20 protein-coding genes are annotated in these 22,643 nt (G+C 57.3%); 14 read left to right on the forward strand and 6 right to left on the reverse strand.

Annotated features, from left to right (window positions below; translation table 11 throughout):
* The first annotated feature begins 9 nt into the window (after positions 1-9).
* Genes recO through acpS form a run of 3 tightly spaced genes read left to right on the forward strand, consistent with a single transcriptional unit; the run spans position 10 to position 1,862 of the window.
* Positions 10-717: a DNA repair protein RecO gene (recO, locus tag IM267_RS12385; protein WP_063867962.1), complete on the forward strand. Its 708-nt coding sequence runs from the start codon at positions 10-12 to the stop codon at positions 715-717.
* 33 nt (positions 718-750) lie between these two features.
* Positions 751-1,482, forward strand: a complete 732-nt coding sequence (pdxJ, locus tag IM267_RS12390; protein WP_193033495.1) for a pyridoxine 5'-phosphate synthase — start codon at positions 751-753, stop codon at positions 1,480-1,482.
* Positions 1,482-1,862 carry a holo-ACP synthase gene (gene acpS, locus IM267_RS12395; protein WP_063867967.1) on the forward strand — a complete coding sequence of 127 codons (381 nt, stop codon included), beginning with the start codon at positions 1,482-1,484 and terminating at the stop codon, positions 1,860-1,862. Before pdxJ ends, acpS begins: the two co-directional genes overlap by 1 nt.
* Here acpS and IM267_RS12400 read toward each other — a convergent pair.
* Both IM267_RS12400 and IM267_RS12405 read right to left on the reverse strand, forming a co-directional pair.
* Positions 1,859-2,119: a YfhL family 4Fe-4S dicluster ferredoxin gene (locus tag IM267_RS12400; protein ID WP_023300734.1), complete on the reverse strand. Its 261-nt coding sequence runs from the start codon at positions 2,117-2,119 to the stop codon at positions 1,859-1,861. The two genes, acpS and IM267_RS12400, sit on opposite strands and share 4 nt — an antisense overlap.
* 56 nt (positions 2,120-2,175) lie before the next feature.
* Entirely contained in the window at positions 2,176-3,024 is an 849-nt protein-coding gene (locus tag IM267_RS12405) for a MurR/RpiR family transcriptional regulator (protein ID WP_063450540.1), read from the reverse strand.
* 118 nt (positions 3,025-3,142) lie between these two features.
* Between IM267_RS12405 and murQ the strand changes: the two genes are divergently transcribed.
* Genes murQ through tadA form a run of 4 tightly spaced genes read left to right on the forward strand, consistent with a single transcriptional unit; the run spans position 3,143 to position 6,616 of the window.
* A complete protein-coding gene (murQ, locus tag IM267_RS12410; RefSeq protein WP_193033496.1) occupies positions 3,143-4,039 on the forward strand; it encodes an N-acetylmuramic acid 6-phosphate etherase in 897 nt (298 codons plus the stop codon).
* A 9-nt stretch (positions 4,040-4,048) separates the two neighbouring features.
* The gene (locus IM267_RS12415) at positions 4,049-5,413 is read left to right on the forward strand and encodes a PTS transporter subunit EIIC (protein ID WP_193033497.1); all 1,365 of its coding nucleotides are present in this window, start codon (positions 4,049-4,051) and stop codon (positions 5,411-5,413) included.
* A 3-nt stretch (positions 5,414-5,416) separates the two neighbouring features.
* Positions 5,417-6,052 carry a phosphatidylglycerophosphatase C gene (gene yfhb, locus IM267_RS12420; RefSeq protein WP_063450537.1) on the forward strand — a complete coding sequence of 212 codons (636 nt, stop codon included), beginning with the start codon at positions 5,417-5,419 and terminating at the stop codon, positions 6,050-6,052.
* A 24-nt stretch (positions 6,053-6,076) separates the two neighbouring features.
* Positions 6,077-6,616 (forward strand): tRNA adenosine(34) deaminase TadA, encoded by a 540-nt coding sequence (gene tadA / locus IM267_RS12425; RefSeq protein WP_022651606.1) that lies wholly within the window; start codon positions 6,077-6,079, stop codon positions 6,614-6,616.
* Here tadA and mltF read toward each other — a convergent pair.
* Entirely contained in the window at positions 6,504-8,054 is a 1,551-nt protein-coding gene (gene mltF / locus IM267_RS12430; protein ID WP_063867973.1) for a membrane-bound lytic murein transglycosylase MltF, read from the reverse strand. The genes tadA and mltF overlap by 113 nt on opposite strands.
* A 266-nt stretch (positions 8,055-8,320) precedes the next feature.
* Between mltF and purL the strand changes: the two genes are divergently transcribed.
* The 5 genes from purL to glnB all read left to right on the forward strand — a co-directional run bounded on the left by purL (position 8,321) and on the right by glnB (position 16,676).
* Positions 8,321-12,208 carry a phosphoribosylformylglycinamidine synthase gene (purL, locus tag IM267_RS12435; RefSeq protein WP_193033498.1) on the forward strand — a complete coding sequence of 1,296 codons (3,888 nt, stop codon included), beginning with the start codon at positions 8,321-8,323 and terminating at the stop codon, positions 12,206-12,208.
* Between the two features lie 532 nt (positions 12,209-12,740).
* Positions 12,741-14,174, forward strand: a complete 1,434-nt coding sequence (gene qseE / locus IM267_RS12440; protein WP_107535613.1) for a two component system sensor histidine kinase QseE/GlrK — start codon at positions 12,741-12,743, stop codon at positions 14,172-14,174.
* Positions 14,171-14,923 carry a two-component system QseEF-associated lipoprotein QseG gene (gene qseG, locus IM267_RS12445; protein ID WP_193033499.1) on the forward strand — a complete coding sequence of 251 codons (753 nt, stop codon included), beginning with the start codon at positions 14,171-14,173 and terminating at the stop codon, positions 14,921-14,923. Before qseE ends, qseG begins: the two co-directional genes overlap by 4 nt.
* A complete protein-coding gene (glrR, locus tag IM267_RS12450) occupies positions 14,920-16,257 on the forward strand; it encodes a two-component system response regulator GlrR (protein WP_063450531.1) in 1,338 nt (445 codons plus the stop codon). Before qseG ends, glrR begins: the two co-directional genes overlap by 4 nt.
* A gap of 80 nt (positions 16,258-16,337) precedes the next feature.
* Positions 16,338-16,676 (forward strand): nitrogen regulatory protein P-II, encoded by a 339-nt coding sequence (gene glnB / locus IM267_RS12455; RefSeq protein WP_003860685.1) that lies wholly within the window; start codon positions 16,338-16,340, stop codon positions 16,674-16,676.
* Between the two features lie 80 nt (positions 16,677-16,756).
* Here glnB and hmpA read toward each other — a convergent pair whose 3' ends face one another.
* Positions 16,757-17,947: an NO-inducible flavohemoprotein gene (gene hmpA / locus IM267_RS12460; protein WP_193033500.1), complete on the reverse strand. Its 1,191-nt coding sequence runs from the start codon at positions 17,945-17,947 to the stop codon at positions 16,757-16,759.
* A gap of 304 nt (positions 17,948-18,251) precedes the next feature.
* On the opposite strand from hmpA, the gene glyA reads away from it, so the two are divergent.
* A complete protein-coding gene (gene glyA, locus IM267_RS12465) occupies positions 18,252-19,505 on the forward strand; it encodes a serine hydroxymethyltransferase (protein WP_063450529.1) in 1,254 nt (417 codons plus the stop codon).
* Between the two features lie 52 nt (positions 19,506-19,557).
* Here glyA and IM267_RS12470 read toward each other — a convergent pair whose 3' ends face one another.
* Entirely contained in the window at positions 19,558-19,980 is a 423-nt protein-coding gene (locus IM267_RS12470) for a DoxX family protein (protein WP_112791762.1), read from the reverse strand.
* 172 nt (positions 19,981-20,152) lie between these two features.
* On the opposite strand from IM267_RS12470, the gene IM267_RS12475 reads away from it, so the two are divergent.
* The gene (locus tag IM267_RS12475) at positions 20,153-21,292 is read left to right on the forward strand and encodes a 3-phenylpropionate MFS transporter (RefSeq protein WP_107533531.1); all 1,140 of its coding nucleotides are present in this window, start codon (positions 20,153-20,155) and stop codon (positions 21,290-21,292) included.
* On the opposite strand, the gene csiE is transcribed toward IM267_RS12475, so the two are convergent.
* Complete coding sequence (csiE, locus tag IM267_RS12480; RefSeq protein ID WP_063868352.1) at positions 21,293-22,570, reverse strand: stationary phase inducible protein CsiE; 1,278 nt, start codon at positions 22,568-22,570, stop codon at positions 21,293-21,295.
* Positions 22,571-22,643: the final 73 nt, after the last annotated feature.

Here is a 22,643-nt window from a genome sequence, read left to right on the forward strand (position 1 = left end):
GGCGAGCATATGGATGGATGGCAGCGCGCCTTTGTCCTGCATAGTCGTCCCTGGAGCGAAACCAGCCTGATGCTGGACGTCTTCACGGAAGAGTCCGGTCGCGTGCGCCTTGTTGCTAAAGGCGCACGTTCCAAGCGTTCTAATCTCAAAGGTGCCTTACAGCCTTTTACCCCGCTGCTGGTTCGCTTTGGCGGGCGAGGGGAAGTCAAAACCCTGCGCAGTGCTGAAGCCGTCTCCCTGGCGCTTCCTCTTTCTGGTATCACGCTCTACAGCGGTTTGTACGTCAACGAACTCATCTCACGGGTGCTTGAGCATGAGACCCGCTTCTCTGAACTTTTCTTCGATTACCTGCACTGTATTCAGTCGCTCGCTGGCGCAACCGGCACCCCTGAGCCTACGCTGCGTCGTTTCGAGCTGGCGCTGCTCGGACATCTTGGATACGGCGTCGATTTTCTGCACTGCGCGGGGAGTGGGGACGAGGTAGAAGATACCATGACCTATCGCTATCGTGAGGAAAAGGGCTTCATTGCCAGCGTCGTCGTTGATAACAGCACCTTTACCGGACGCCAGCTCAGAGCACTGTATGAACGCGAGTTCCCGGACGCCGACACCCTGCGCGCCGCAAAACGCTTTACCCGAATTGCGCTCAAGCCGTATCTTGGTGGCAAGCCCTTAAAGAGCCGCGAATTATTCAGGCAGTTTATGCCGAAACGTTAGACCACAGCATCAGAAAGAAAACCGAGGATTGTCATGGCTGAATTATTGTTAGGCGTCAACATCGACCACATTGCCACCCTGCGCAACGCGCGCGGCACCGCGTATCCGGATCCGGTTCAGGCGGCATTTATCGCTGAACAGGCTGGGGCGGACGGCATTACCGTCCACCTGCGTGAAGACCGTCGCCACATCACCGATCGCGACGTGCGCATCCTGCGCCAGACGCTGGATACCCGCATGAACCTGGAGATGGCGGTAACGGAAGAGATGCTGACGATTGCCTGCGATACGAAGCCGCACTTTTGCTGTCTGGTGCCGGAAAAGCGTCAGGAAGTGACGACCGAAGGCGGTCTGGACGTGGCGGGGCAGCTCGACAAAATGCGCGACGCCTGCAAACGCCTGGCGGATGCCGGTATCCTGGTTTCCCTGTTTATCGACGCCGATTTCAGCCAGATTAAAGCCGCGGCCGACGCGGGCGCGCCGTACATTGAAATTCACACCGGCTGCTATGCTGATGCTGAAAATGACGCTGAACAGGCTAAAGAGCTGGAGCGTATTGCCAAAGCGGCAACCTACGCGGCCAGTATGGGCCTGAAGGTGAACGCCGGACACGGCCTGACCTATCACAACGTGAAGGCCATCGCCGCCCTGCCGGAAATGCACGAGCTAAACATCGGCCACGCGATTATTGGCCGGGCGGTAATGAGCGGCCTGAAAGAGGCGGTTTCAGAGATGAAGCGCCTGATGCTGGAAGCACGTCAGTAATGGCCATTCTGGGCTTAGGTACCGATATCGTTGAAATAGCCCGCATCGAAGCGGTGATCGCCCGCAGCGGCGATCGCCTGGCAAGACGCGTGCTGAGCGATAACGAATGGGCCATCTGGGAGGCGCATCAACAGCCGGTGCGCTTTCTGGCAAAGCGTTTTGCGGTAAAAGAGGCGGCGGCGAAAGCGTTCGGCACGGGCATTCGTAACGGCCTGGCGTTTAACCAGTTTGAAGTCTTTAACGATGAGCTGGGTAAACCACGTCTGCGCTTATGGGGCGAGGCGCTTAAGCTGGCGGAAACGCTGGGCGTGGCGCACATGCACGTAACGCTGGCAGATGAACGGCACTATGCCTGTGCAACGGTAATTATCGAGAGTTAAATTTTGTCCGCATGGTGCATCAGGACAAACTTATCCCACAGCTGTTCTTCGTTCTCGACGTGTGCCGGATCTTTTAAGATCGTATTGGGGATTGGGCACACCTTCTGGCAGGTCGGCGTCTCATAGTGGCCGATGCACTCGGTGCAGCGGTCGCTGTTAATCTCATAAATGCTGTCGCCCATCGAAATCGCCTGGTTAGGGCATTCGGGTTCGCACATATCGCAGTTGATGCATTTTTTAGTGATTAACAGCGCCATCGGGAAATTCTCAGAAACATCACAAACAGGGCGGGCATTATACGCGCATTTTGTGCTCAGACCAGTTTTTTTACCAGCTCTTCGCTGTGGCGAATTCGCTCTGGCGCACGCTCCAGATCCTGCTGAACCAGCGCCATAAACAGCAGATCCGTCAGCATCATTTGCGCACTCGTTGAGGAAATAGCCGCGCTGCGAGTGGCCTGTTCCTCGGCAATGGTATAGAGACAGCGCGTTGCCCGCTGCTGGAGCGCATTCGGGCTAAAGCCGGTAATGGCCAAAATTTTCCCCCCCACGCGCAGGGCTTCGTCGGTGGCCATATTTATCTCCCGGCGCTCGCCGGAATAGGAGATGGCCAGCAGCACATCGTCAGGATCCATCGCCTGAACGGTTGCCAGCAGCGCGTGCATATCCTGCTCAACGATGGCGTTATAGCCGATTTTGGTCAGCTTCCAGCCAAAGTTACGCGCCACCAGCCCGGATGCCCCAATCCCGGTCAACACAATGCGCCGCGCGTCGCGAAGCATGGCGACGCTTTCCAGCAGCTTCTCTTCGGTGTTCACGTCCAGCGTGGCATGCATTGCCGCCACGTTCTCCTTAATCAGCTTTTCACCGACCAGACGCATCGGATCGTCGCCGCGGATCTGGTTATGCACCGGCATAGACTGCGGGTTAGGGTTGCTCACCAGCGCTTCGCTGATGGCCAGCTTCAGCGCCGGAAAGCCCTTAAACCCAATCTTCTGGGCAAACTTCACTACGCTTGACTGGCTCACTCCGGCTTCGCCTGCCAGCTGCTGCGAGCTAAGGTGCCGCGCGCGATCGGGCTGAGAGAGTAAAAAATCCGCGAGCTTTTTGTCACTCTGGGCAAAGCCTGCGTAGCGCTGACGAATGCGAATTAAACAGTTCATACGATCTCCTGGCGAAAATGTGATTGCCTGCGCAAATACGGATTTTGCTCGCCTGAATGAATTTTATATTCCATTATAGTGCGTTTATTATGAATTAAAAATTCCAGAGGTACATAACATGAATCTAGGCTCTCTTGTTTCTGAAACGCGTAACCCGCAAACCATGGATCTTGACGCGCTCTCCACGCTTGAGCTGGTAAACCGCTTTAATCAACAGGATACCCTCGTCGCGCTGGCAGTCAAAGAGACATTGCCTGAGGTAGCAAAAGCCGTGGACGCCGCTGCCGACGCGCTGAAAGCCGGAGGACGCATTATTTATATGGGGGCGGGAACCAGCGGGCGCCTCGGTGTGCTGGATGCTTCCGAGTGTCCGCCGACCTTTGGCGTTCCGCACGGCCTGGTTGTGGGCCTGATTGCCGGCGGCCCTGGCGCGCTGCTGAAAGCGGTGGAAGGAGCAGAAGATAATAAACAGCTTGGGGAAGATGACCTCAGGACGCTGAACCTGACCGCGCAGGATCTGGTGGTCGGACTGGCGGCTTCCGGGCGTACGCCGTACGTCATTGGCGGGCTGGAATACGCCCGGAAGATCGGGTGCACCACGGTCGCCATCTCCTGCAACCCCGGCTCGCCGATAGCGCAGGTAGCGGACATTGCCATCTCGCCTGTCGTTGGGCCCGAGGCGTTAACCGGCTCGACGCGTCTTAAGTCGGGTACCGCGCAGAAGCTGGTGCTCAATATGATCTCCACCGGCGCGATGGTGAAATTCGGCAAGGTCTACCAAAACCTGATGGTGGACATGCAGGCGACCAACGTCAAGCTGGTGGACAGAGCGTGCCGCATGGTGATGGAAGCGACGGGCGCCGCGCGTGAAGAGGCGGAAAGGGTGCTTCAGCAGACCGATCACGACGTCAAACCGGCCATTCTGATGATATTAACCGGGCTGGATGCAGCCGCGGCCAGAGCCAGACTCGATGCCCATCACGGGTTTTTACGGGCGGCATTAGAACACGAATAAGAGGCGTGTATGGACAAAACAGCAGCGCTCGCCAGCGACATCCTGCTCGGGATCGGTGGGGAAAACAATATTCAGCGTCTGGAAAACTGCATGACGCGCGTGCGCGTCGAGGTGCATAACGACGACAAGCTCGATGTCACGCGCCTGAAGCAGCTTCCCGGCGTGAGCGGGTACGTTAAGCAGGGGCAACAGCATCAGCTGATTGTCGGCCCGGGCAAAGCGGCGCAGGTGGTTGACGCCATGCGCGCTCTGATGACGGGCGGGGAAACGGTTCACGCCGTTGACGACGCGGAACGCACCAAAGCGCAGGCGAAAGCCAGGTATAAAGCCCCTATGAGCGACGCGCTGCGCCAGCTGGCCAACGTCTTTATTCCGCTGATCCCGGCATTTATCGCGTCGGGGCTGATCACCGGGATTATCAATATCCTTAAGCGTCCGGATATTGTCGGGGATTTTGCCACGCAGTATCCGAACCTGCTGGGCATTCTCGCCATTTTCGGCAGCGCGGTGTTTGCCATCATGAACATTCTGGTGGGGGTGAATACCGCCAAAGTGTTCGGCGGCTCGCTGGCGATGGGCGGCGTGATGGCCGGGATCCTCTCCAGCCCGCAGCTGGCGCAAATTACGCTGTTTGGCGAGGCGCTTCAGCCTGGCCGAGGTGGGGTGATTGCCGTGCTGCTGGTGGTGATCCTGATGTGCTGGATCGAGAAAAAGCTGCGCGCGGTACTGCCCGGCTCGATTGAGCTGATCCTCAACCCATTGCTGACCACGCTGATTACCGGGAGCGTGGCGATTGTGGCTCTGCAACCGCTGGGCGGCTGGATCTCGGAAGCCATCGCCCACGGCGCGTCTCTGGCTATCGATCGCGGCGGGTTGCTGGTAGGCGCCGTACTGTCCGGAACTTTCCTGCCGTTAGTCCTGACCGGTCTGCATCAGGGGATGGTGCCGATTCACGTCGAACTGGTACAGGCGCACGGCTATAACGCGCTGCTGCCGATCCTGTCGATGGCGGGCGTTGGGCAGGTCGGTGCGGCCATCGCGATACTGATGAAAACCCGCAACGCACGTCTGAAAAAGGTCATTAAAGGGGCGCTGCCGGTCGGGTTACTCGGTATCGGCGAGCCGCTGATTTTCGGCGTTACGCTGCCGCTGGGTAAACCGTTCCTGGCCGCCTGCCTCGGCGGTGCGGTGGGCGGGGCGCTGATCAGCTCCTGGAAAGTGGCGACCGTTATCACCTTTGGGATCTCCGGTTTACCGCTGGCATTAACCATCGTGACCGGAAAAGTCATGCTCTATCTGTTAGGCTATCTGGTAGCGGTGATCGCCGGGTTCCTGTTTACCTGGCTGTTAGGATTCAACGACCCAGAGGAGTAAGGTTTGGCCAATCACGAGCGTCGCGTTGTTTTTTTCGATCTGGATGGAACGCTGCACCAGCAGGATATGTTCGGCACGTTTATGCGCTACCTGCTGCGGCGCCAGCCCCTTAACGCGCTGCTGGTATTGCCCCTGTTACCCGTTATTGGCATCGCGCTGCTGGTAAAAGGCCGTGCAGCGCGCTGGCCGATGAGCCTGCTGCTCTGGGGATGTACGTTTGGTCATAGCGAAGCGCGTCTTAAGCAGCTTGAGCAGGATTTTGCCCACTGGTTTCGCGGGCACGTGGCCGCGTTTCCCGTGGTACAGGCGCGCCTCACCAGCTACCTCGACGCCAACGACGCCGATATCTGGCTGATTACCGGCTCCCCGCAGACGCTGGTGGAGCAGGTCTACTTTGATACCCCCTGGCTGCCGCGCGTGAATCTTATCGCCACGCAAATCTCACGCGGCTACGGCGGTTGGGTCCTGACGATGCGCTGCCTGGGGCATGAAAAAGTGGTTCAGCTGGAAAAACGCATCGGCACGCCGCTGCGCCTGTACAGCGGCTACAGCGACAGCAAGCAGGACAACCCGCTGCTCTATTTTTGCCAGCACCGATGGCGCGTCACGCCTCTGGGTGAACTTCAGCAACTCGAATAGTCTTATCTATAACGGCTGTGTATAATGCCGCCCGCTTTTCGACTGGAGTATCAGCCCTTGTCCAACCCTGAACACAATCATGAATACTGGATGCGCCACGCGCTGGCACTGGCTCAGCGCGCCTGGGAAGAGGGCGAAGTGCCCGTGGGCGCGGTGCTGGTCCATAACAATCAGGTGATTGGAGAAGGGTGGAACCGTCCTATTGGCCGCCACGATCCCACCGCGCATGCTGAAATCATGGCGCTTCGTCAGGGCGGACTGGTGCTGCAAAACTATCGTCTGCTTGATACCACACTCTACGTCACCCTTGAACCGTGCGTGATGTGCTCCGGGGCAATGGTGCACAGCCGAATCGGCACGCTGGTATTTGGCGCACGAGATGAAAAGACGGGCGCTGCCGGCTCGCTGATGGACGTGCTTGGGCATCCGGGGATGAACCACCAGGTGAAAACTATCGGTGGGGTACTTGCACCAGAATGTTCGGGTCTGTTAAGTGACTTTTTTCGAATGCGTCGGCAGCAGAAAAAGCAACAAAAGGCAGAATTGAAGCCGCAGGGTGATTAAGCTCGTCCGGTGCAACCACCGGATAGCTTTCAGCCAGCTGTTGGGCCTCGGTTGCCTCTTTTTCTTTCTCCAGCAAATACCCCACCAGGCTTATCTGATATTTACGAATATTCTCCACGTAGGCATACGCTTCATGTCCGCGCGCATAGCCGTACGTCAGTTTTTTATACCACTGTTTCTGGCTAAGCAGCGGCAGGCGCTGTTTTACATCAGACCAGCTGTCCGGATTACCTTTTGTTTTCGCCGTCAGCGCGCGCGCGTCGAGCATATGCGCATAGCCCATGTTATAGGCGGCCAGCGCAAACCAGATCCGCTCCCCTTCCGGGACCGTCTCCGGCACTTTTGCCATCATATCCTGTAAATACTGCGCGCCGCCGCTGATGCTCTGTTCCGCATCGGTCCGATCGCTGATGCCGAGGCTCTGGGCGGTATTTTTGGTCAGCATCATCAACCCGCGCACGCCCGTAGGGGAGGTGGCCTGAGCATCCCAGTGTGATTCCTGGTAGGAAATCGCCGCCAGCAGCTTCCAGTCAATTTCCTGTGCGTATTTCTCAAACAGCGGTTGCAGCTCCGGCAGCACGCTGTCCACGGCGCGCAGGAAGGTGCGGGTGTCCACGTAATCAAAATCGTCACCGTGACCGAGATATTTCTCTTCCAGACGCGCCAGGGTGCCGTCTTCATTGATGGAATTAAAGAAATCGAGCATGGCCGCAGAAACGGTCTGATCGTCGTCTAGCGGGGTAAACCAGGTCACCGGCTGTTCGTCGGTCACATCCAGCGCCACGGCGATTTCAGGATGAACGCGCTGGAAGAGGCTGATCGCTACCGAATCAGCAATGGTATAGGCCAGCTTTTTATCCTTTACCTGCTCCAGCAATGCGTTGGTGCCCTGTTTCGGGTCAACCTTCCAGCTGAGGTTCGGATATTTTTTCTCTTTTAATTCCCGCAGATCGTCAATCACCACGTGGCCAGGGGCGATGGTTAACTGCTGTTCGGTGATGTCGGCCAGCGAGCGCGGGCGCAGGCTACCCACACGGTAAACCACCTGCTGCGACACGGAATAATAGGTTGGGCCCGGCTGATAGTTTTTGCTCCGCTCGGTGTTGTACACCAGTCCGGCGGCAAGGATATCGGCGCGGTTATGATCCAGGTCGTCAAAGAGCTGGTTAATGTTTTGTCGCACGGTGACCTTCAGCTTTACGCCCAGGTAGTCTGCAAATAGCTGTGCGAGTTCGTAATCAAGCCCAATGGTTTTACCGTTGATATCGTCATAAATAAGCGGGGAAGAGAGGGTACTGACGCGCAGCTCCCCCCGCTCCTGAATGGCGGCGATACGGTTCTCGGCTTTGCCGAACCAGGGGATAGAAGGCCAGAGGGCCACTGCCAGCAGCAACGTAACAATGCCGATGAGCAGATAATTAATCTTTAATTTTTTCAATTAGTTAATTCTCTGCGACGCCGGATGCCTCAGTGTGCTGTAGTCATGTTATGAATAGGGTTTGCCATTGATTGAGCGGCATTTTGCGCAAAGTAGCGCCAGTTGGCAACCAATTAGAGAGACAGGTCACATCTATTGTTAAACATAATGGATGATTTTATTTCGACGCAAACGGTTTCGTCGGCGCTCAGGATTCTCTATAATGACGCCCGTTTTCCCCCTTGCGCACACTGTAAGCGCCCCGGCGCTTCGAAGACGAGAGACTTATGATGGAAATTCTGCGTGGTTCGCCTGCACTGTCTGCCTTCCGTATTAACAAACTGCTGGCACGTTTTCAGGCGGCCGACCTTCCGGTAAGCAATATTTACGCTGAGTATGTCCATTTTGCTGACCTGAATGCCCCTTTGAATGCAGAGGAGCGCGTCCAGCTGGAACGCCTGCTTAAATATGGCCCAAGCCTGAGCAGCCATACGCCGACCGGCAAACTGATCCTTGCCACGCCACGTCCGGGCACCATCTCCCCCTGGTCTTCCAAAGCAACGGATATCGCCCACAACTGCGGCCTGAGCCAGATTAACCGTCTGGAGCGCGGCGTGGCGTACTATGTGGAAGCGTCCACCCTGAGCGACGCGCAGTGGCAGGCCGTTGCGGCAGAGCTGCACGACCGCATGATGGAGAGCGTGTTTGCCTCTCTGGATGAGGCGCAGAAGCTGTTTTCCCACCATCAGCCTGCGCCGGTACAGAGCGTAGACCTGCTGGGGCAGGGGCGTCAGGCGCTGATCGACGCAAACCTGCGTCTGGGTCTGGCACTCGCAGATGATGAAATTGACTACCTTCAGGATGCATTCGTTAAGCTGAACCGCAACCCGAACGACATCGAACTGTATATGTTCGCGCAGGCCAACTCTGAGCACTGCCGCCACAAGATTTTCAACGCCGACTGGATTATCGACGGCGAACAGCAGCCGAAGTCGCTGTTCAAAATGATCAAAAACACCATGGAGCAAACCCCTGACCACGTGCTGTCTGCCTATAAGGACAACGCCGCGGTAATGGAAGGTTCCGAGGTGGGCCGCTTCTTCGCCGATCGCGAAGCGGGGCGCTATGACTTCCATCAGGAGCCTGCGCATATCCTGATGAAAGTGGAAACCCATAACCACCCGACGGCAATCTCGCCGTGGCCGGGTGCGGCGACGGGTTCCGGCGGTGAAATCCGTGACGAGGGTGCGACGGGTCGCGGCGCTAAACCAAAAGCGGGTCTGGTCGGTTTCTCCGTTTCCAACCTGCGTATCCCGGGCTTTGAACAGCCGTGGGAAGAAGATTTCGGCAAGCCAGAGCGCATCGTGACCGCGCTGGATATCATGACCGAAGGCCCGCTGGGCGGCGCGGCGTTCAACAACGAATTTGGTCGTCCGGCGCTGAACGGCTACTTCCGTACCTATGAAGAGAAAGTGGACAGCCACAACGGCGAAGAGCTGCGCGGCTACCACAAACCGATCATGCTGGCGGGCGGGATCGGCAACATTCGCGCCGATCACGTGCAGAAAGGCGAGATCGTCGTCGGCGCGAAGCTGATCGTGCTCGGCGGTCCGGCCATGAACATCGGTCTGGGCGGTGGTGCAGCCTCGTCTATGGCTTCCGGCCAGTCTGATGCGGATCTCGATTTCGCCTCCGTGCAGCGCGACAACCCGGAGATGGAACGTCGCTGTCAGGAAGTGATCGACCGCTGCTGGCAGCTCGGTGACGCCAACCCGATCCTGTTCATCCACGACGTGGGCGCAGGCGGTCTGTCCAACGCCATGCCGGAGCTGGTGAGCGACGGTGGTCGAGGTGGCCGTTTCAACCTGCGCGACATCCTGAGCGATGAGCCGGGCATGAGCCCGCTGGAAATCTGGTGTAACGAATCCCAGGAGCGCTACGTGCTGGCGGTGGCCGCCGACCAGCTGCCGCTGTTTGACGAGCTGTGCCGCCGCGAGCGCGCGCCGTATGCCGTCATCGGTGAAGCGACCGAAGAGCAGCACCTCTCCTTGAGCGATACCCACTTTGACAACCAGCCGATCGATCTGCCGCTGGACGTGCTGCTCGGCAAAACGCCGAAGATGACCCGCGACGTCACTACCCGCAAAGCGGCGGGCAAAGCGCTGGACCGCCAGGGCATTACCGTTGCGGACGCGGTGAACCGCGTACTGCACCTCCCGGCCGTGGCAGAGAAAACCTTCCTGGTCACCATCGGCGACCGTACCGTAACCGGTATGGTGTCGCGCGATCAGATGGTCGGCCCGTGGCAGATCCCGGTCGCTAACTGCGCCGTGACCACCGCGAGCCTCGACAGCTACTACGGCGAAGCGATGGCGCTGGGCGAACGTACGCCGGTGGCGCTGCTGGACTTCGCCGCCTCTGCGCGACTGGCCGTTGGTGAAGCGCTGACCAACATTGCCGCCACGCAGATTGGTGATATTAAACGCATCAAGCTTTCCGCGAACTGGATGGCCGCTGCCGGTCACCCGGGTGAAGATGCAGGCCTGTATGAAGCGGTGAAAGCGGTGGGCGAAGAGCTGTGTCCTGCGCTCGGCCTGACCATTCCGGTGGGTAAAGACTCCATGTCGATGAAAACCCGTTGGCAGGAGGGTAACGAGCAGCGCGAGATGACCTCTCCGCTGTCGCTGGTGATCACCGCGTTTGCGCGTGTAGAAGACGTACGCCATACCGTTACGCCGCAGCTGGCGACCGAAGATAACGCCCTGCTGCTGATTGACCTCGGCAAAGGCCATAACGCACTGGGCGCAACCGCGCTGGCGCAGGTTTACCGTCAGCTCGGCGATAAGCCAGCCGACGTGCGTGACGTCGCCCAGCTTAAAGGCTTCTACGACGCGATCCAGGCGCTGGTGGCACAGCGCAAGCTGCTGGCCTACCACGACCGCTCCGACGGTGGCCTGCTGGTCACCCTGGCAGAGATGGCCTTCACCGGCCACTGCGGCGTGGAAGCGAACATTGGCGCTCTTGGCGAAGACCGCCTGGCAGCGCTGTTTAACGAAGAGCTGGGCGCGGTGATTCAGGTCCGCGCCGCAGACCGCGAGGCGGTGGAAGCTCTCCTTGCGAAGCACGGTCTGGCAGACTGCGTGCACTATCTGGGGAAAGCGGTGCAGGGTGACCGCTTCGTGATTGAAGCCGACGGCCACGCGGTGTTCAGCGAAAGCCGTACCACGCTGCGTATGTGGTGGGCGGAAACCACCTGGCAGATGCAGCGCCTGCGCGACAACCCGGAATGCGCCGATCAGGAACATAACGCGAAGGCCAATGACCAGGATCCAGGCCTGAACGTGAAGCTCTCCTTCGACATCAACGAAGACATTGCTGCACCGTACATTGCGACCGGCGCGCGTCCGAAAGTGGCCGTGCTGCGCGAGCAGGGCGTTAACTCCCACGTTGAGATGGCCGCGGCCTTCCACCGGGCGGGCTTCGACGCCATTGATGTTCACATGAGCGACCTGCTGGCCGGGCGTACCGGTCTGGATGATTTCCAGGCGCTGGTGGCCTGCGGCGGTTTCTCCTACGGCGACGTGCTGGGCGCGGGCGAAGGCTGGGCGAAGTCCATCCTGTTCAACAGCCGCGTGCGTGACGAGTTCGAGACCTTCTTCCACCGCCCGCAGACGCTGGCGCTGGGCGTTTGTAACGGCTGTCAGATGATGTCTAACCTGCGCGAGCTGATCCCGGGCAGTGAAGCCTGGCCGCGCTTTGTGCGCAACCAGTCTGACCGCTTCGAAGCGCGCTTCAGCCTGGTAGAGGTGACCCAAAGCCCGTCTCTGCTGTTGCAGGGGATGGTGGGTTCTCAGATGCCAATCGCGGTGTCGCACGGTGAAGGTCAGGTTGAAGTGCGCGATGCGGCGCATCTGGCTCAGCTTGAAAGCAAAGGGCTGGTGGCGCTGCGCTTCGTTGATAACTTCGGCAAGGTCACCGAAACCTATCCGGCTAACCCGAACGGTTCGGCAAATGGTATTACTGCGGTCACCAGCGAAAGCGGTCGCGTAACGATCATGATGCCGCACCCGGAGCGAGTCTTCCGTACCGTGAGCAACTCCTGGCACCCGGAAAACTGGGGCGAGGATAGCCCGTGGATGCGCATTTTCCGCAACGCGCGTAAACAGTTGGGTTAAGGTTTAGCGTACTACCTGTAGGCCCGGTAAGCGTGAGCGCCACCGGGCTTTTTTATACCTGTCGCAAAATCGCGACAATCCTCCGGTTTGAGTGTCTCCAAAAAGAGACATTTAACTTATTGATTTATATATGGCATGACAAGTTCCCGTTAAGGTGTTGCTTAATAGCGACACTTAGGCTGGAAATCATTTACGCCGCTTTCAATACACTTATGTAATAAAATCTTTTTTAATCATAAAGATAATCGATTGTTTTGCATTCTGGCACGCGAGTTGCATTACAGTAGTCAGTGGCTCATTCACCTTCTTATGTCAGCCCCTTCGGGACGTGCTACATAAACTTCGAATGACGCACAAAAAGGTGCCTGCCGTCCAACTACTGATTATTGCAATGCTTTATCAGGCCAGGGCGAAACGTCGAGTTAGGCACCGCCTTATTCCATGACAAAGCCGGGTTTTTACCCGGCTTTGTTGTATCTGAAGGGCAGACTCAGTTACGCTCTCCTCAAACCCGGATGAAGAGAGTAATGTGTTGAAACGCTGGCCCGCTTTCCCTCGCTCCCTGCGACAGCTCGTTATGATGGCCTTCCTGCTGATCCTGCTACCTTTGCTGGTGCTGGCCTGGCAGGCCTGGCAAAGCCTGAACGCGTTAAGTGCCCAGGCGGCGTTGACTAACCGCACCACGCTTATTGATGCCCGCCGTAGCGAGGCGATGACCAACGCCGCGCTGGAGATGGAGCGTAGCTATCGCCAGTACTGCGTGCTGGACGACCGCACGCTGGAAAGGGTGTATCAGAATCAGCGTAAACGCTACAGCGAAATGCTGGACGCCCATGCCGGGGTGCTGCCGGATGACAAACTCTATCAGGCGCTGCGTCAGGATCTGAACGATCTGGCGCAGCTCCAGTGCAAAAACAGCGGTCCTGATGCCGCCGCCGCTGCACGGCTTGAAGCCTTCGCGAATGCCAACACGGAGATGGTTCAGTCCACCCGTACGGTAATTTTTTCCCGCGGGCAGCAGCTCCAGCAGGAGATTGCCGAGCGCGGCCAGTTCTTTGGCTGGCAGGCGCTGGTGCTGTTTCTGGTCAGCCTGGGGCTGGTGCTGCTCTTTACCCGCATGATCATCGGCCCCGTGAAGGGGATCCAGCGGATGATTAACCGCCTCGGAGAGGGCAAATCCCTCGGGGATACCGTCGTTTTTAAAGGCCCGCGCGAGCTGCGTTCGGTCGGCCAGCGCATTATCTGGCTCTCAGAGCGTCTGGCGTGGCTCGAATCCCAGCGTCACCAGTTTCTGCGCCATATCTCACACGAACTCAAAACACCGCTGGCCAGCATGCGTGAAGGCACAGAGCTGCTGGCCGACGAAGTGGCGGGGCCGTTAACGCCTGAGCAAAAAGAGATCGTGGCGATCCTGGATGCCAGCAGCCGCAATTTACAGAAACTTATCGAACAATTGCTGGACTATAACCGCAAGCTGGCGGATGGTGCTGTGGTGCTCGAGAGCGTTGAAATTGAACCGCTGGTGGATATGGTTATCTCCGCCCATAGCCTGCCAGCAAGAGCTAAAATGATGCATACCCAGGTGGATCTCAATGCGCCAGCCTGTCTTGCAGAACCGATGCTTTTAATGAGCGTGCTGGATAATCTTTATTCCAATGCGGTGCACTATGGTACTGAATCCGGTACCATTTATATCAGAAGCAATAACAACGGTTCGCGGGTATTTATTGACGTAGCGAATACGGGAAGCCCGATTCCGGATGATGAAAAAACGATGATCTTTGAACCCTTCTTCCAGGGGAGTCATCAGCGAAAAGGTGCGGTAAAAGGAAGTGGTCTGGGGCTGAGTATTGCCCGCGACTGCATACGACGCATGCAGGGTGAGCTTAACATCGTGAGTGATGAACGCGCCGATGTCTGTTTTCGTATCGAACTGCCTCTTGAGCCGGAAAAATCAATGAAATGAATAACAACCTGGTGAGTATGTCACACGTCTTTTATCGCGCTCTGCGCGCGGTGTTTTCCAGCAAAAATATGCGCCTGAGCCTGCCCTGCCTGCTGCTGGCAGGCTGTGTCACCCATGCACCAAAAAGTGCAATTAGCCACAAACAGGAAGATAAATGGCCGCAAAAACAGCTGGCCGACTTCTTTTCAACACGTTGCGATGATATCTGGAGCCTGTCGGGACACGATGTCGAATCCAACCCGCTGTTCTGGCTGCGGGGAATAGACTGCGCCCAGCGTCTGGCCCCCGCCGAGGCCCGTGCGCAGGCGGCGATGCTGGTGGACGACACCTGGCAGGACGCGTTTAAACGTGGGATCGTAATGGCCGATGCCAGAATCACCCCCGTCGAACGCCGCGCCAACGTGACGCGGCTCGATACTTACGTAATCAATATTCCCTCGCAGGTGCGCCCGGTCTATCAGCTCTGGCGGGACGGACAAACCCTGCAATTACAGCTGTCTGAAGAGCGTTTCCGCTACAGCAAATTGCAGCAGTCGAGCGACAGCGAGCTTGATGCGCTGCGCCAGCAGCAGGAGTCGCTGCGCGAGCAGCTTGATACCACCACGCGCAAGCTTGAAAATCTGACCGATATCGAGAGACAGCTCTCGACGCGTAAGCCGGCAGGCAGCTATCTGCCCGACGGGTCGAAAGGCAACTCTGCCACGACGCCAGACGGTGAGACGCCGAAACAAGAGGATGTGAAGCCATGACAAGCCGTAAACCTGCCCATCTATTACTGGTGGATGACGATCCCGGTTTATTAAAGCTGTTGGGGATGCGTCTGGTCAGCGAAGGCTACAGCGTGGTCACCGCTGAAAGCGGGCAGGAGGGGTTGAAAGTGCTCAGCCGCGAGAAAATCGATCTGGTGATCAGCGATTTACGCATGGATGAAATGGACGGCCTGCAACTGTTCGCGGAGATCCAGAAGCAGCAGCCCGGGATGCCGGTGATTATCCTCACCGCACACGGATCCATTCCGGATGCGGTGGCCGCGACGCAGCAGGGCGTGTTCAGCTTCCTCACCAAACCGGTGGATAAAGACGCCCTCTACAAAGCAATCGACAGCGCCCTTGAGCACGCGGCGCCCTCTGGCGACGACGCCTGGCGTGAATCCATCGTAACGCGAAGCCCGGTTATGCTGCGCTTGCTGGAACAGGCGCGGATGGTGGCGCAATCAGACGTTAGCGTACTGATCAACGGCCAGAGCGGGACCGGGAAAGAGATCCTCGCCCAGGCGATCCACAACGCCAGCCCGCGCAGTAAAAATGCTTTTATCGCCATCAACTGTGGCGCGTTGCCGGAACAGCTGCTTGAGTCTGAGCTCTTTGGTCACGCCCGCGGCGCCTTTACCGGCGCGGTGAGCAGCCGTGAAGGGCTATTCCAGGCGGCTGAGGGCGGCACGCTGTTTCTCGATGAAATTGGCGATATGCCCGCGCCGTTGCAGGTCAAACTGCTGCGCGTGTTGCAGGAGCGAAAAGTGCGTCCGCTCGGCAGCAACCGCGATATCGACATCAACGTGCGTATTATTTCCGCCACCCACCGTGATTTACCCAAGGCGATGGCGCGCAACGAGTTCCGCGAAGATCTCTACTACCGACTGAATGTCGTCAACCTGAAAATTCCGGCGCTGGCCGAGCGGGCGGAAGATATTCCGCTGCTGGCAAACCATCTTTTGCGCCAGGCCGCAGACCGCCACAAACCGTTTGTGCGCGCGTTCTCCACCGATGCGATGAAGCGCCTGATGACGGCAAGCTGGCCGGGCAACGTGCGTCAGCTGGTGAACGTGATTGAGCAGTGCGTGGCGCTGACCTCATCGCCCGTGATCAGCGATGCACTGGTGGAGCAGGCGCTGGAAGGGGAAAACACGGCCTTACCGACGTTTGCGGAAGCACGAAATCAGTTCGAGCTGAACTATCTGCGCAAGCTGCTGCAAATCACCAAAGGCAACGTGACCCACGCGGCGCGCATGGCCGGGCGTAACCGTACCGAGTTCTATAAACTCCTCTCACGCCACGAGCTGGAAGCGAACGATTTTAAAGAGTAATACCGCAAAATCCGCCTGAATATGATACTGTGAGCAACCGATTACGAGGCAGCTTACAGGCAAGAGTTTAAGGACCGACCATGAAAAAAATTGATGCGATTATTAAACCTTTCAAACTGGATGATGTACGTGAAGCGCTGGCTGAAGTGGGCATCACCGGGATGACCGTAACTGAAGTGAAAGGTTTTGGTCGTCAGAAGGGCCACACCGAGCTGTACCGTGGCGCAGAGTACATGGTGGACTTTCTGCCGAAGGTGAAAATCGAGATCGTGGTGAGCGATGACATCGTCGATACCTGTGTGGATACCATTATCCGCACGGCACAGACCGGCAAAATTGGCGACGGGAAAATCTTCGTCTTTGACGTGGCGCGCGTGATCCGTATCCGTACCGGCGAAGAAGACGACGCGGCGATTTAACACTCTTGCCGGGTGGCGCTGCGCTTACCCGGCCTACAAAACCCTTCGTAGGCCCGTACAAGCGAAGCGCCGCCGGGCGATTACAGCACCTTATGCGGGCCGAAGCATTCGTAATGAATGTTGTCCTTGTCCACACCCAGGTCTACCAGCTGCTTCGCGGCATACTGCATAAACGCCACCGGTCCGCAAACGTAGAACTGCATTCCCGGTGCGTTGAACGCCCCTTCATGCTGCCCTAAATTCATCAGCCCTTCGCTGTCAAAACGTGCCGCTGCGCGGTCGGCTTCCGTTGGCAAACGGTACCAGGTATGCGCGGTAAAGTGCGGCAGACTGGCTGCCAGCGTTTTCACTTCATCCGCGAAGGCGTGGACATCACCGTTTTCGGCCGCGTGGAACCAGTTGACCTGCGCGCTGTGGCTGGATTTTGCCAGCGTATCCAGCATCGCCAGCATTGGCGTTTGACCCACGCCCGCGGAGATCAGCGTCACCGGCGTGCCGGGTTCCACCGCCATAAAGAAGTCACCCGCCGGCGCGGCCAGATGAACGATATCGCCCACGTTAGCGACGTTATGCAGCCAGGTCGATACCTGACCGCCTTCCTCACGTTTAACCGCAATGCGATAGCCTTTGCCGTTTGGCTTGCGGGTCAGGGAGTACTGGCGGATCTCCTGATGCGGGAAACCTTCCGGCTTCAGCCAGACGCCCAGATACTGCCCAGGCTGATAATCCGCCACCGGCTGGCCGTCAACCGGCTCAAATTCAAAACTGGTGATAAGCGCGCTGCGCGGGGTTTTCTCAACGATACGGAAGGCACGAGTGCCTTCCCAGCCGCCGCTCTTGCTGGCGTTTTCGCTGTAGATCTGCGCTTCACGGTTGATAAACACGTTTGCCAGCACGCCGTAGGCTTTACCCCACGCGTCCAGCACCTCCTGGCCCGGGCTGAACATTTCGTCCAGCGTGGCCAGCAGGTGGCTGCCGACGATGTTGTACTGTTCAGGTTTGATCTGGAAGCTGGTGTGCTTCTGGGCAATTTTTTCCACCGCAGGCAGAAGAGCCGGCAGGTTTTCGATGTTGCTGGCATAGGCGGCGATAGCGTTAAACAGCGCTTCACGCTGATCGCCGTTACGCTGGTTGCTCATGTTAAAAATTTCTTTGAGCTCCGGGTTATGCGCAAACATGCGATCGTAGAAATGGGCGGTCAGCTTAGGACCCGTTTCAACCAGCAGGGGGATCGTGGCCTTCACGGTAGCGATGGTTTGAGCGTCGAGCATAGCAGCTTCCTTCTGATGTTACTTTAATGATGTATTTTAGATGCATCTTATAAAAATACCCATGCAATGTAAATGGTTCTTTGCATCGTGAAAAATATGCATCACAAAGCTGAAAAGAAATCCGTTGAAAATGGCGAGAGCTTTATCGCTCAAACCCTTGCGTGGCGTGAAGGTAAACGTTTGCGTAAAATCGTTTGTCAAGACCTGTTATCGCAGAACTATTCAGTTATACTGTTGCCCGTCGTCCAACAGGACTGCCTTTTCAGGCCAAAAATTTACTTGTTAGCTGAGTCAGGAGATGCGGATGTTAAAGCGTGAAATGAACATTGCCGATTATGATGCCGAACTGTGGCAGGCTATGGAGCAGGAAAAAGTACGTCAGGAAGAGCACATCGAACTGATCGCCTCCGAAAACTACACCAGTCCGCGCGTTATGCAGGCGCAGGGCTCTCAGCTGACCAACAAATATGCTGAAGGTTACCCGGGCAAGCGCTACTACGGCGGCTGCGAGTACGTTGATATCGTTGAGCAGCTGGCAATTGACCGTGCGAAAGCACTCTTTGGCGCTGACTACGCAAACGTCCAGCCGCACTCTGGCTCTCAGGCTAACTTCGCTGTTTACACCGCGCTGTTGCAGCCGGGCGATACCGTTCTGGGTATGAACCTGGCACAGGGCGGCCACCTGACTCACGGCTCCCCGGTTAACTTCTCCGGTAAACTGTACAACATCATTCCTTACGGTATTGATGAGTCCGGTAAAATTGACTACGAAGACATGGCGAAGCAGGCTAAAGAGCACAAGCCGAAAATGATCATCGGTGGTTTCTCTGCTTACTCCGGCATCGTTGACTGGGCCAAAATGCGTGAAATCGCAGACAGCATCGGCGCGTACCTGTTTGTCGACATGGCGCACGTTGCCGGCCTGATTGCCGCAGGCGTTTATCCGAACCCGGTTCCACACGCTCACGTTGTGACCACCACTACCCACAAAACCCTGGCGGGTCCACGCGGTGGCCTGATCCTGGCGAAAGGCGGTGACGAAGAGCTGTACAAAAAGCTAAACTCTGCCGTGTTCCCAAGCGCGCAGGGCGGCCCGCTGATGCACGTTATCGCGGCTAAAGCGGTGGCGCTGAAAGAAGCGATGGAGCCAGAGTTCAAGGTGTATCAGCAGCAGGTTGCTAAGAACGCCAAAGCGATGGTGGAAGTGTTCCTGAACCGTGGCTACAAAGTGGTTTCTGGCGGGACGGAAAACCACCTGTTCCTGCTGGACCTGGTTGATAAGAACCTGACCGGTAAAGAAGCTGACGCTGCCCTGGGCCGCGCCAACATCACCGTGAACAAAAACAGCGTGCCAAACGATCCGAAGAGCCCGTTCGTGACTTCCGGTATCCGTATCGGTTCTCCGGCCGTGACGCGTCGCGGCTTTAAAGAAGCGGAAGTGAAAGAGCTGGCGGGCTGGATGTGTGACGTTCTGGACAACATCAATGACGACGCGGTTATCGAGCGCGTTAAGGGTAAAGTTCTGGAAATCTGCGCACGCTTCCCGGTGTACGCTTAATTCCCTGCGTTGCAGAACTGAAAAAGGCCGCTTATGCGGCCTTTTTTGTGGGCTAACGTCGGTCGAGGGAGATGGCCCCCGGCCCTGTAATCGCCAGCAAAATAAAGGCGCCCGCGATACTCACATTTTTGTAGAAGTTAATCATATTGGGCAGGACCGCATCCCCGGTCATATCCCAGTAGTGATGACCAATTACCGCCGTCCCCAGCGTATAGAAGACAAAGATGACCGCGAGAGGGCGGGTGAAAAAGCCAAGCACAATCAATATAGCGGCGGGAATCTCCATCACGACGGCAATAATGGCCGCCAGCATGGGCATGGGCGCACCGAGCGACGTCATGTACTGAACGGTGCCGCTAAACCCCGTCAGCTTTGGATAACCGAAAATAATAAACAGAGCCACGATGGCAATGCGGGCAATTAAAAGCAGGAGCGAACGGGAGGAGCCGAAATCGAAATAACGTAAGCTGTTCATGGCAAACGACCTCTTCAGGCGATGTCCTTTAAACGTAATACAGTTTTACCGCTCTCGCCATACGCCGACCGGCTGTGCATGATGTTAATTTTTCGTAAATTTATAGCGCGCTAACGACTTGCTAAAGTACAGGATAAACGCCAGACTATCGCCTCCATTTCGGGAGGGATTCATGGTCTTGCATTCCACGCGCTGGCTGGCGCTCAGCTATTTCACCTATTTCTTTAGCTACGGTATTTTTTTGCCTTTCTGGAGCGTCTGGCTCAAGGGAATTGGTCTGACGCCTGAAACCATCGGTATCCTGCTGGGCGCAGGGCTGGTGGCGCGTTTCCTCGGTAGCCTGCTGATTGCCCCCCGCGTCAGCGATCCCTCCTTACTGATTAAAGCGGTGCGCGTTCTGGCCCTGCTGACGCTGGTCTTCGCGGCCTGTTTCTGGGTCAGCCACCAGTTTGCCTGGCTGATGGTGGTGATGGTTGGCTTTAACCTGTTCTTCTCCCCGCTGGTGCCGCTGACGGATGCGCTGGCGAACACCTGGCAAAAGCAGATCACCATGGACTATGGCCGCGTGCGCCTGTGGGGATCGATTGCCTTCGTCATCGGCTCTGCGCTGGTGGGCAAACTGGTCAGCCTCTACGATTACCGCGCGATCCTGGCATTGCTGAGTATCGGGATCGCCTCCATGCTTTTGGGGATGCTACTGCGCCCGTCGGTGATGCCGCAAGGGGAAAGCCGTCATCAGGAAAGCGCGGGCTGGCCCGCCTGGCGAAGCCTGGTGGCGCAAAGCTGGCGTTTTCTGGCCTGCGTCTGCCTGCTTCAGGGCGCGCATGCGGCTTATTACGGCTTCAGCGCCATTTACTGGCAGGGGGCGGGATATTCCGCCTCCGCCGTCGGCTATTTATGGTCGCTTGGCGTAGTGGCTGAAGTGATTATCTTTGCGCTCAGCAAAAAACTGTTCAGTCGTTTCGGTGCGCGGGATCTGCTGCTGCTTTCCGCCGTCTGCGGCGTGGCGCGCTGGGGCATTATGGGCTGGACGACGGAGCTGCCGTGGCTGATTGTGGCGCAAATTCTGCACTGCGGGACCTTCACCGTGTGCCATTTGGCGGCGATGCGCTACATCGCGGCGCGAGAGGGTGGGGACGTTATTCGTCTCCAGGCGGTCTATTCAGCGGTGGCGATGGGGGGCAGTATCGCCGTGATGACCGTCTTCGCCGGTTTCCTCTATCAGCATCTCGGGCACGGGGTGTTCTGGGTGATGGCGCTGGTGGCCTTACCGGCCATCGTCATCCGCCCGAAGGTGGCTGCTCGCGCGTGACTATGATTCGAGCATAACGCGAATATGTTCCTGCTGCTGCGAATTCAGGGTCTCAACGGCATGAATGAGCGGCGGCGAGAACAGCGGCAGGGCGGTTGGATAGGGAGTAATGACCAGCGCTGCCTCGCGAGGAGCGCCCTCTTTCTTAAACGCTTCCAGGCTGAGATATCGAATATTGAGCGGCAGCAGCGTCAGTTCGCGAAGCTGCTGCTCAATCAGTTCCTCACAGGCTTTATCTTCCCCCGTTAATAGCACTACCTGTTTTTCATGCAGATCGGTTTCCTGCATCAGCCAGGCACCGAAAATCACCGCCACCAGAGCCCTCTCTTCACCGGAGAATCGCAGGCCAAATTCGGCTTCCAGCTCAGACAGCGCTTCTTTGGTGGTGCGCAGCAGCCGGGGGTAAAGGCGGTGGATCTCTTCCGGCAGGCTGTTGTCGATGCCAATGTCAAATAAGGAGCGGTCCAGCGCCTGAGCCAGATGAACATAAAGCTGATCGGTCAGCCCTTGCTCATCGCTGAAGTTCATGCCGGTTTGTGCCCGGAAACGGGCAATCATACGCACGATGGCGCGACGCAGGCGTTGATCCTGCTGATGTTTATCCAGCACCGGATCGGGTGTGCGGAGCATCATAAACAGCAGCGCCAGAAACAGCTGTTCATCGCCGTGTGTGCCCTGTGGAACGCGCCGTTTCCAGTGGCGAACAATTTCCTGCGCCGTAAAGTACTCCCCTCTCGACTGCGTCCAGCTGCGCTGAACGGGAGAAAACTGTGGCGTATTGCCCAGATGATGCTGAATCAGACAGTATTGCAGATAGAGCTGTAAAAACTGCACGTCGCGGGCCTCAAACTGACGCTGAAGCTTGCGCGAACAAAAGCTGATAAGCGCCCGAAGATTCGCATCGTCATAAAGAGGGCGGGCGATACCGTGCTGTTTAAGCGCCGTTTTTAAGGCCGGGGTAAACTGTTGCGAGACAAAATGCGGACACAGCCGGAGCGCCCTGCGCAGCCAGTGCAGCAGGCACAAGCGCTGGTTCAGGGCGGAACCCTCAATTCGGTAGCAGCCATCAAGGTGCGTGACGATATCAAGCCGATGATAGCGCTGGATTTCATCGCGCGTCTCGGCTATATCTTGCCGTGCCAGGGCGTCGTCCACGCCGTTGGCAGCGATTATGCTCTGTGCGGTGACGGCAGCATCGGGCAGGTAAAGCATCAAAAGCACCTGGCAGCGGCGCTGCGAACTGGAAAGCACAGATGGAATTTCAAGCGTCGTCATCATCATCTGTCGGGTATCCAGTGTGAATGTTTGATAAGAATAGCTAAAGGATGGGCGCTGAAAAGCGCGCCGGCAG

Origin of the sequence: Enterobacter cloacae complex sp. P15RS, from assembly GCF_014895905.1 — a bacterium.
Classification (GTDB): Bacteria; Pseudomonadota; Gammaproteobacteria; order Enterobacterales; family Enterobacteriaceae; genus Enterobacter; species Enterobacter quasihormaechei.

Bases quoted from the DNA above. Each gene is read 5' to 3' on its own strand.
- recO (WP_063867962.1), top strand. From the start codon at position 10: ATGGATGGATGGCAGCGCGCCTTTGTCCTGCATAGTCGTCCCTGGAGC.
- pdxJ (WP_193033495.1), top strand. From the start codon at position 751: ATGGCTGAATTATTGTTAGGCGTCAACATCGACCACATTGCCACCCTG.
- acpS (WP_063867967.1), top strand. From the start codon at position 1,482: ATGGCCATTCTGGGCTTAGGTACCGATATCGTTGAAATAGCCCGCATC.
- IM267_RS12400 (WP_023300734.1), bottom strand. From the start codon at position 2,119: ATGGCGCTGTTAATCACTAAAAAATGCATCAACTGCGATATGTGCGAA.
- IM267_RS12405 (WP_063450540.1), bottom strand. From the start codon at position 3,024: ATGAACTGTTTAATTCGCATTCGTCAGCGCTACGCAGGCTTTGCCCAG.
- murQ (WP_193033496.1), top strand. From the start codon at position 3,143: ATGAATCTAGGCTCTCTTGTTTCTGAAACGCGTAACCCGCAAACCATG.
- IM267_RS12415 (WP_193033497.1), top strand. From the start codon at position 4,049: ATGGACAAAACAGCAGCGCTCGCCAGCGACATCCTGCTCGGGATCGGT.
- tadA (WP_022651606.1), top strand. From the start codon at position 6,077: ATGCCGCCCGCTTTTCGACTGGAGTATCAGCCCTTGTCCAACCCTGAA.
- purL (WP_193033498.1), top strand. From the start codon at position 8,321: ATGATGGAAATTCTGCGTGGTTCGCCTGCACTGTCTGCCTTCCGTATT.
- qseG (WP_193033499.1), top strand. From the start codon at position 14,171: ATGAATAACAACCTGGTGAGTATGTCACACGTCTTTTATCGCGCTCTG.
- glrR (WP_063450531.1), top strand. From the start codon at position 14,920: ATGACAAGCCGTAAACCTGCCCATCTATTACTGGTGGATGACGATCCC.
- glnB (WP_003860685.1), top strand. From the start codon at position 16,338: ATGAAAAAAATTGATGCGATTATTAAACCTTTCAAACTGGATGATGTA.
- hmpA (WP_193033500.1), bottom strand. From the start codon at position 17,947: ATGCTCGACGCTCAAACCATCGCTACCGTGAAGGCCACGATCCCCCTG.
- glyA (WP_063450529.1), top strand. From the start codon at position 18,252: ATGTTAAAGCGTGAAATGAACATTGCCGATTATGATGCCGAACTGTGG.
- IM267_RS12470 (WP_112791762.1), bottom strand. From the start codon at position 19,980: ATGAACAGCTTACGTTATTTCGATTTCGGCTCCTCCCGTTCGCTCCTG.
- IM267_RS12475 (WP_107533531.1), top strand. From the start codon at position 20,153: ATGGTCTTGCATTCCACGCGCTGGCTGGCGCTCAGCTATTTCACCTAT.
- csiE (WP_063868352.1), bottom strand. From the start codon at position 22,570: ATGATGACGACGCTTGAAATTCCATCTGTGCTTTCCAGTTCGCAGCGC.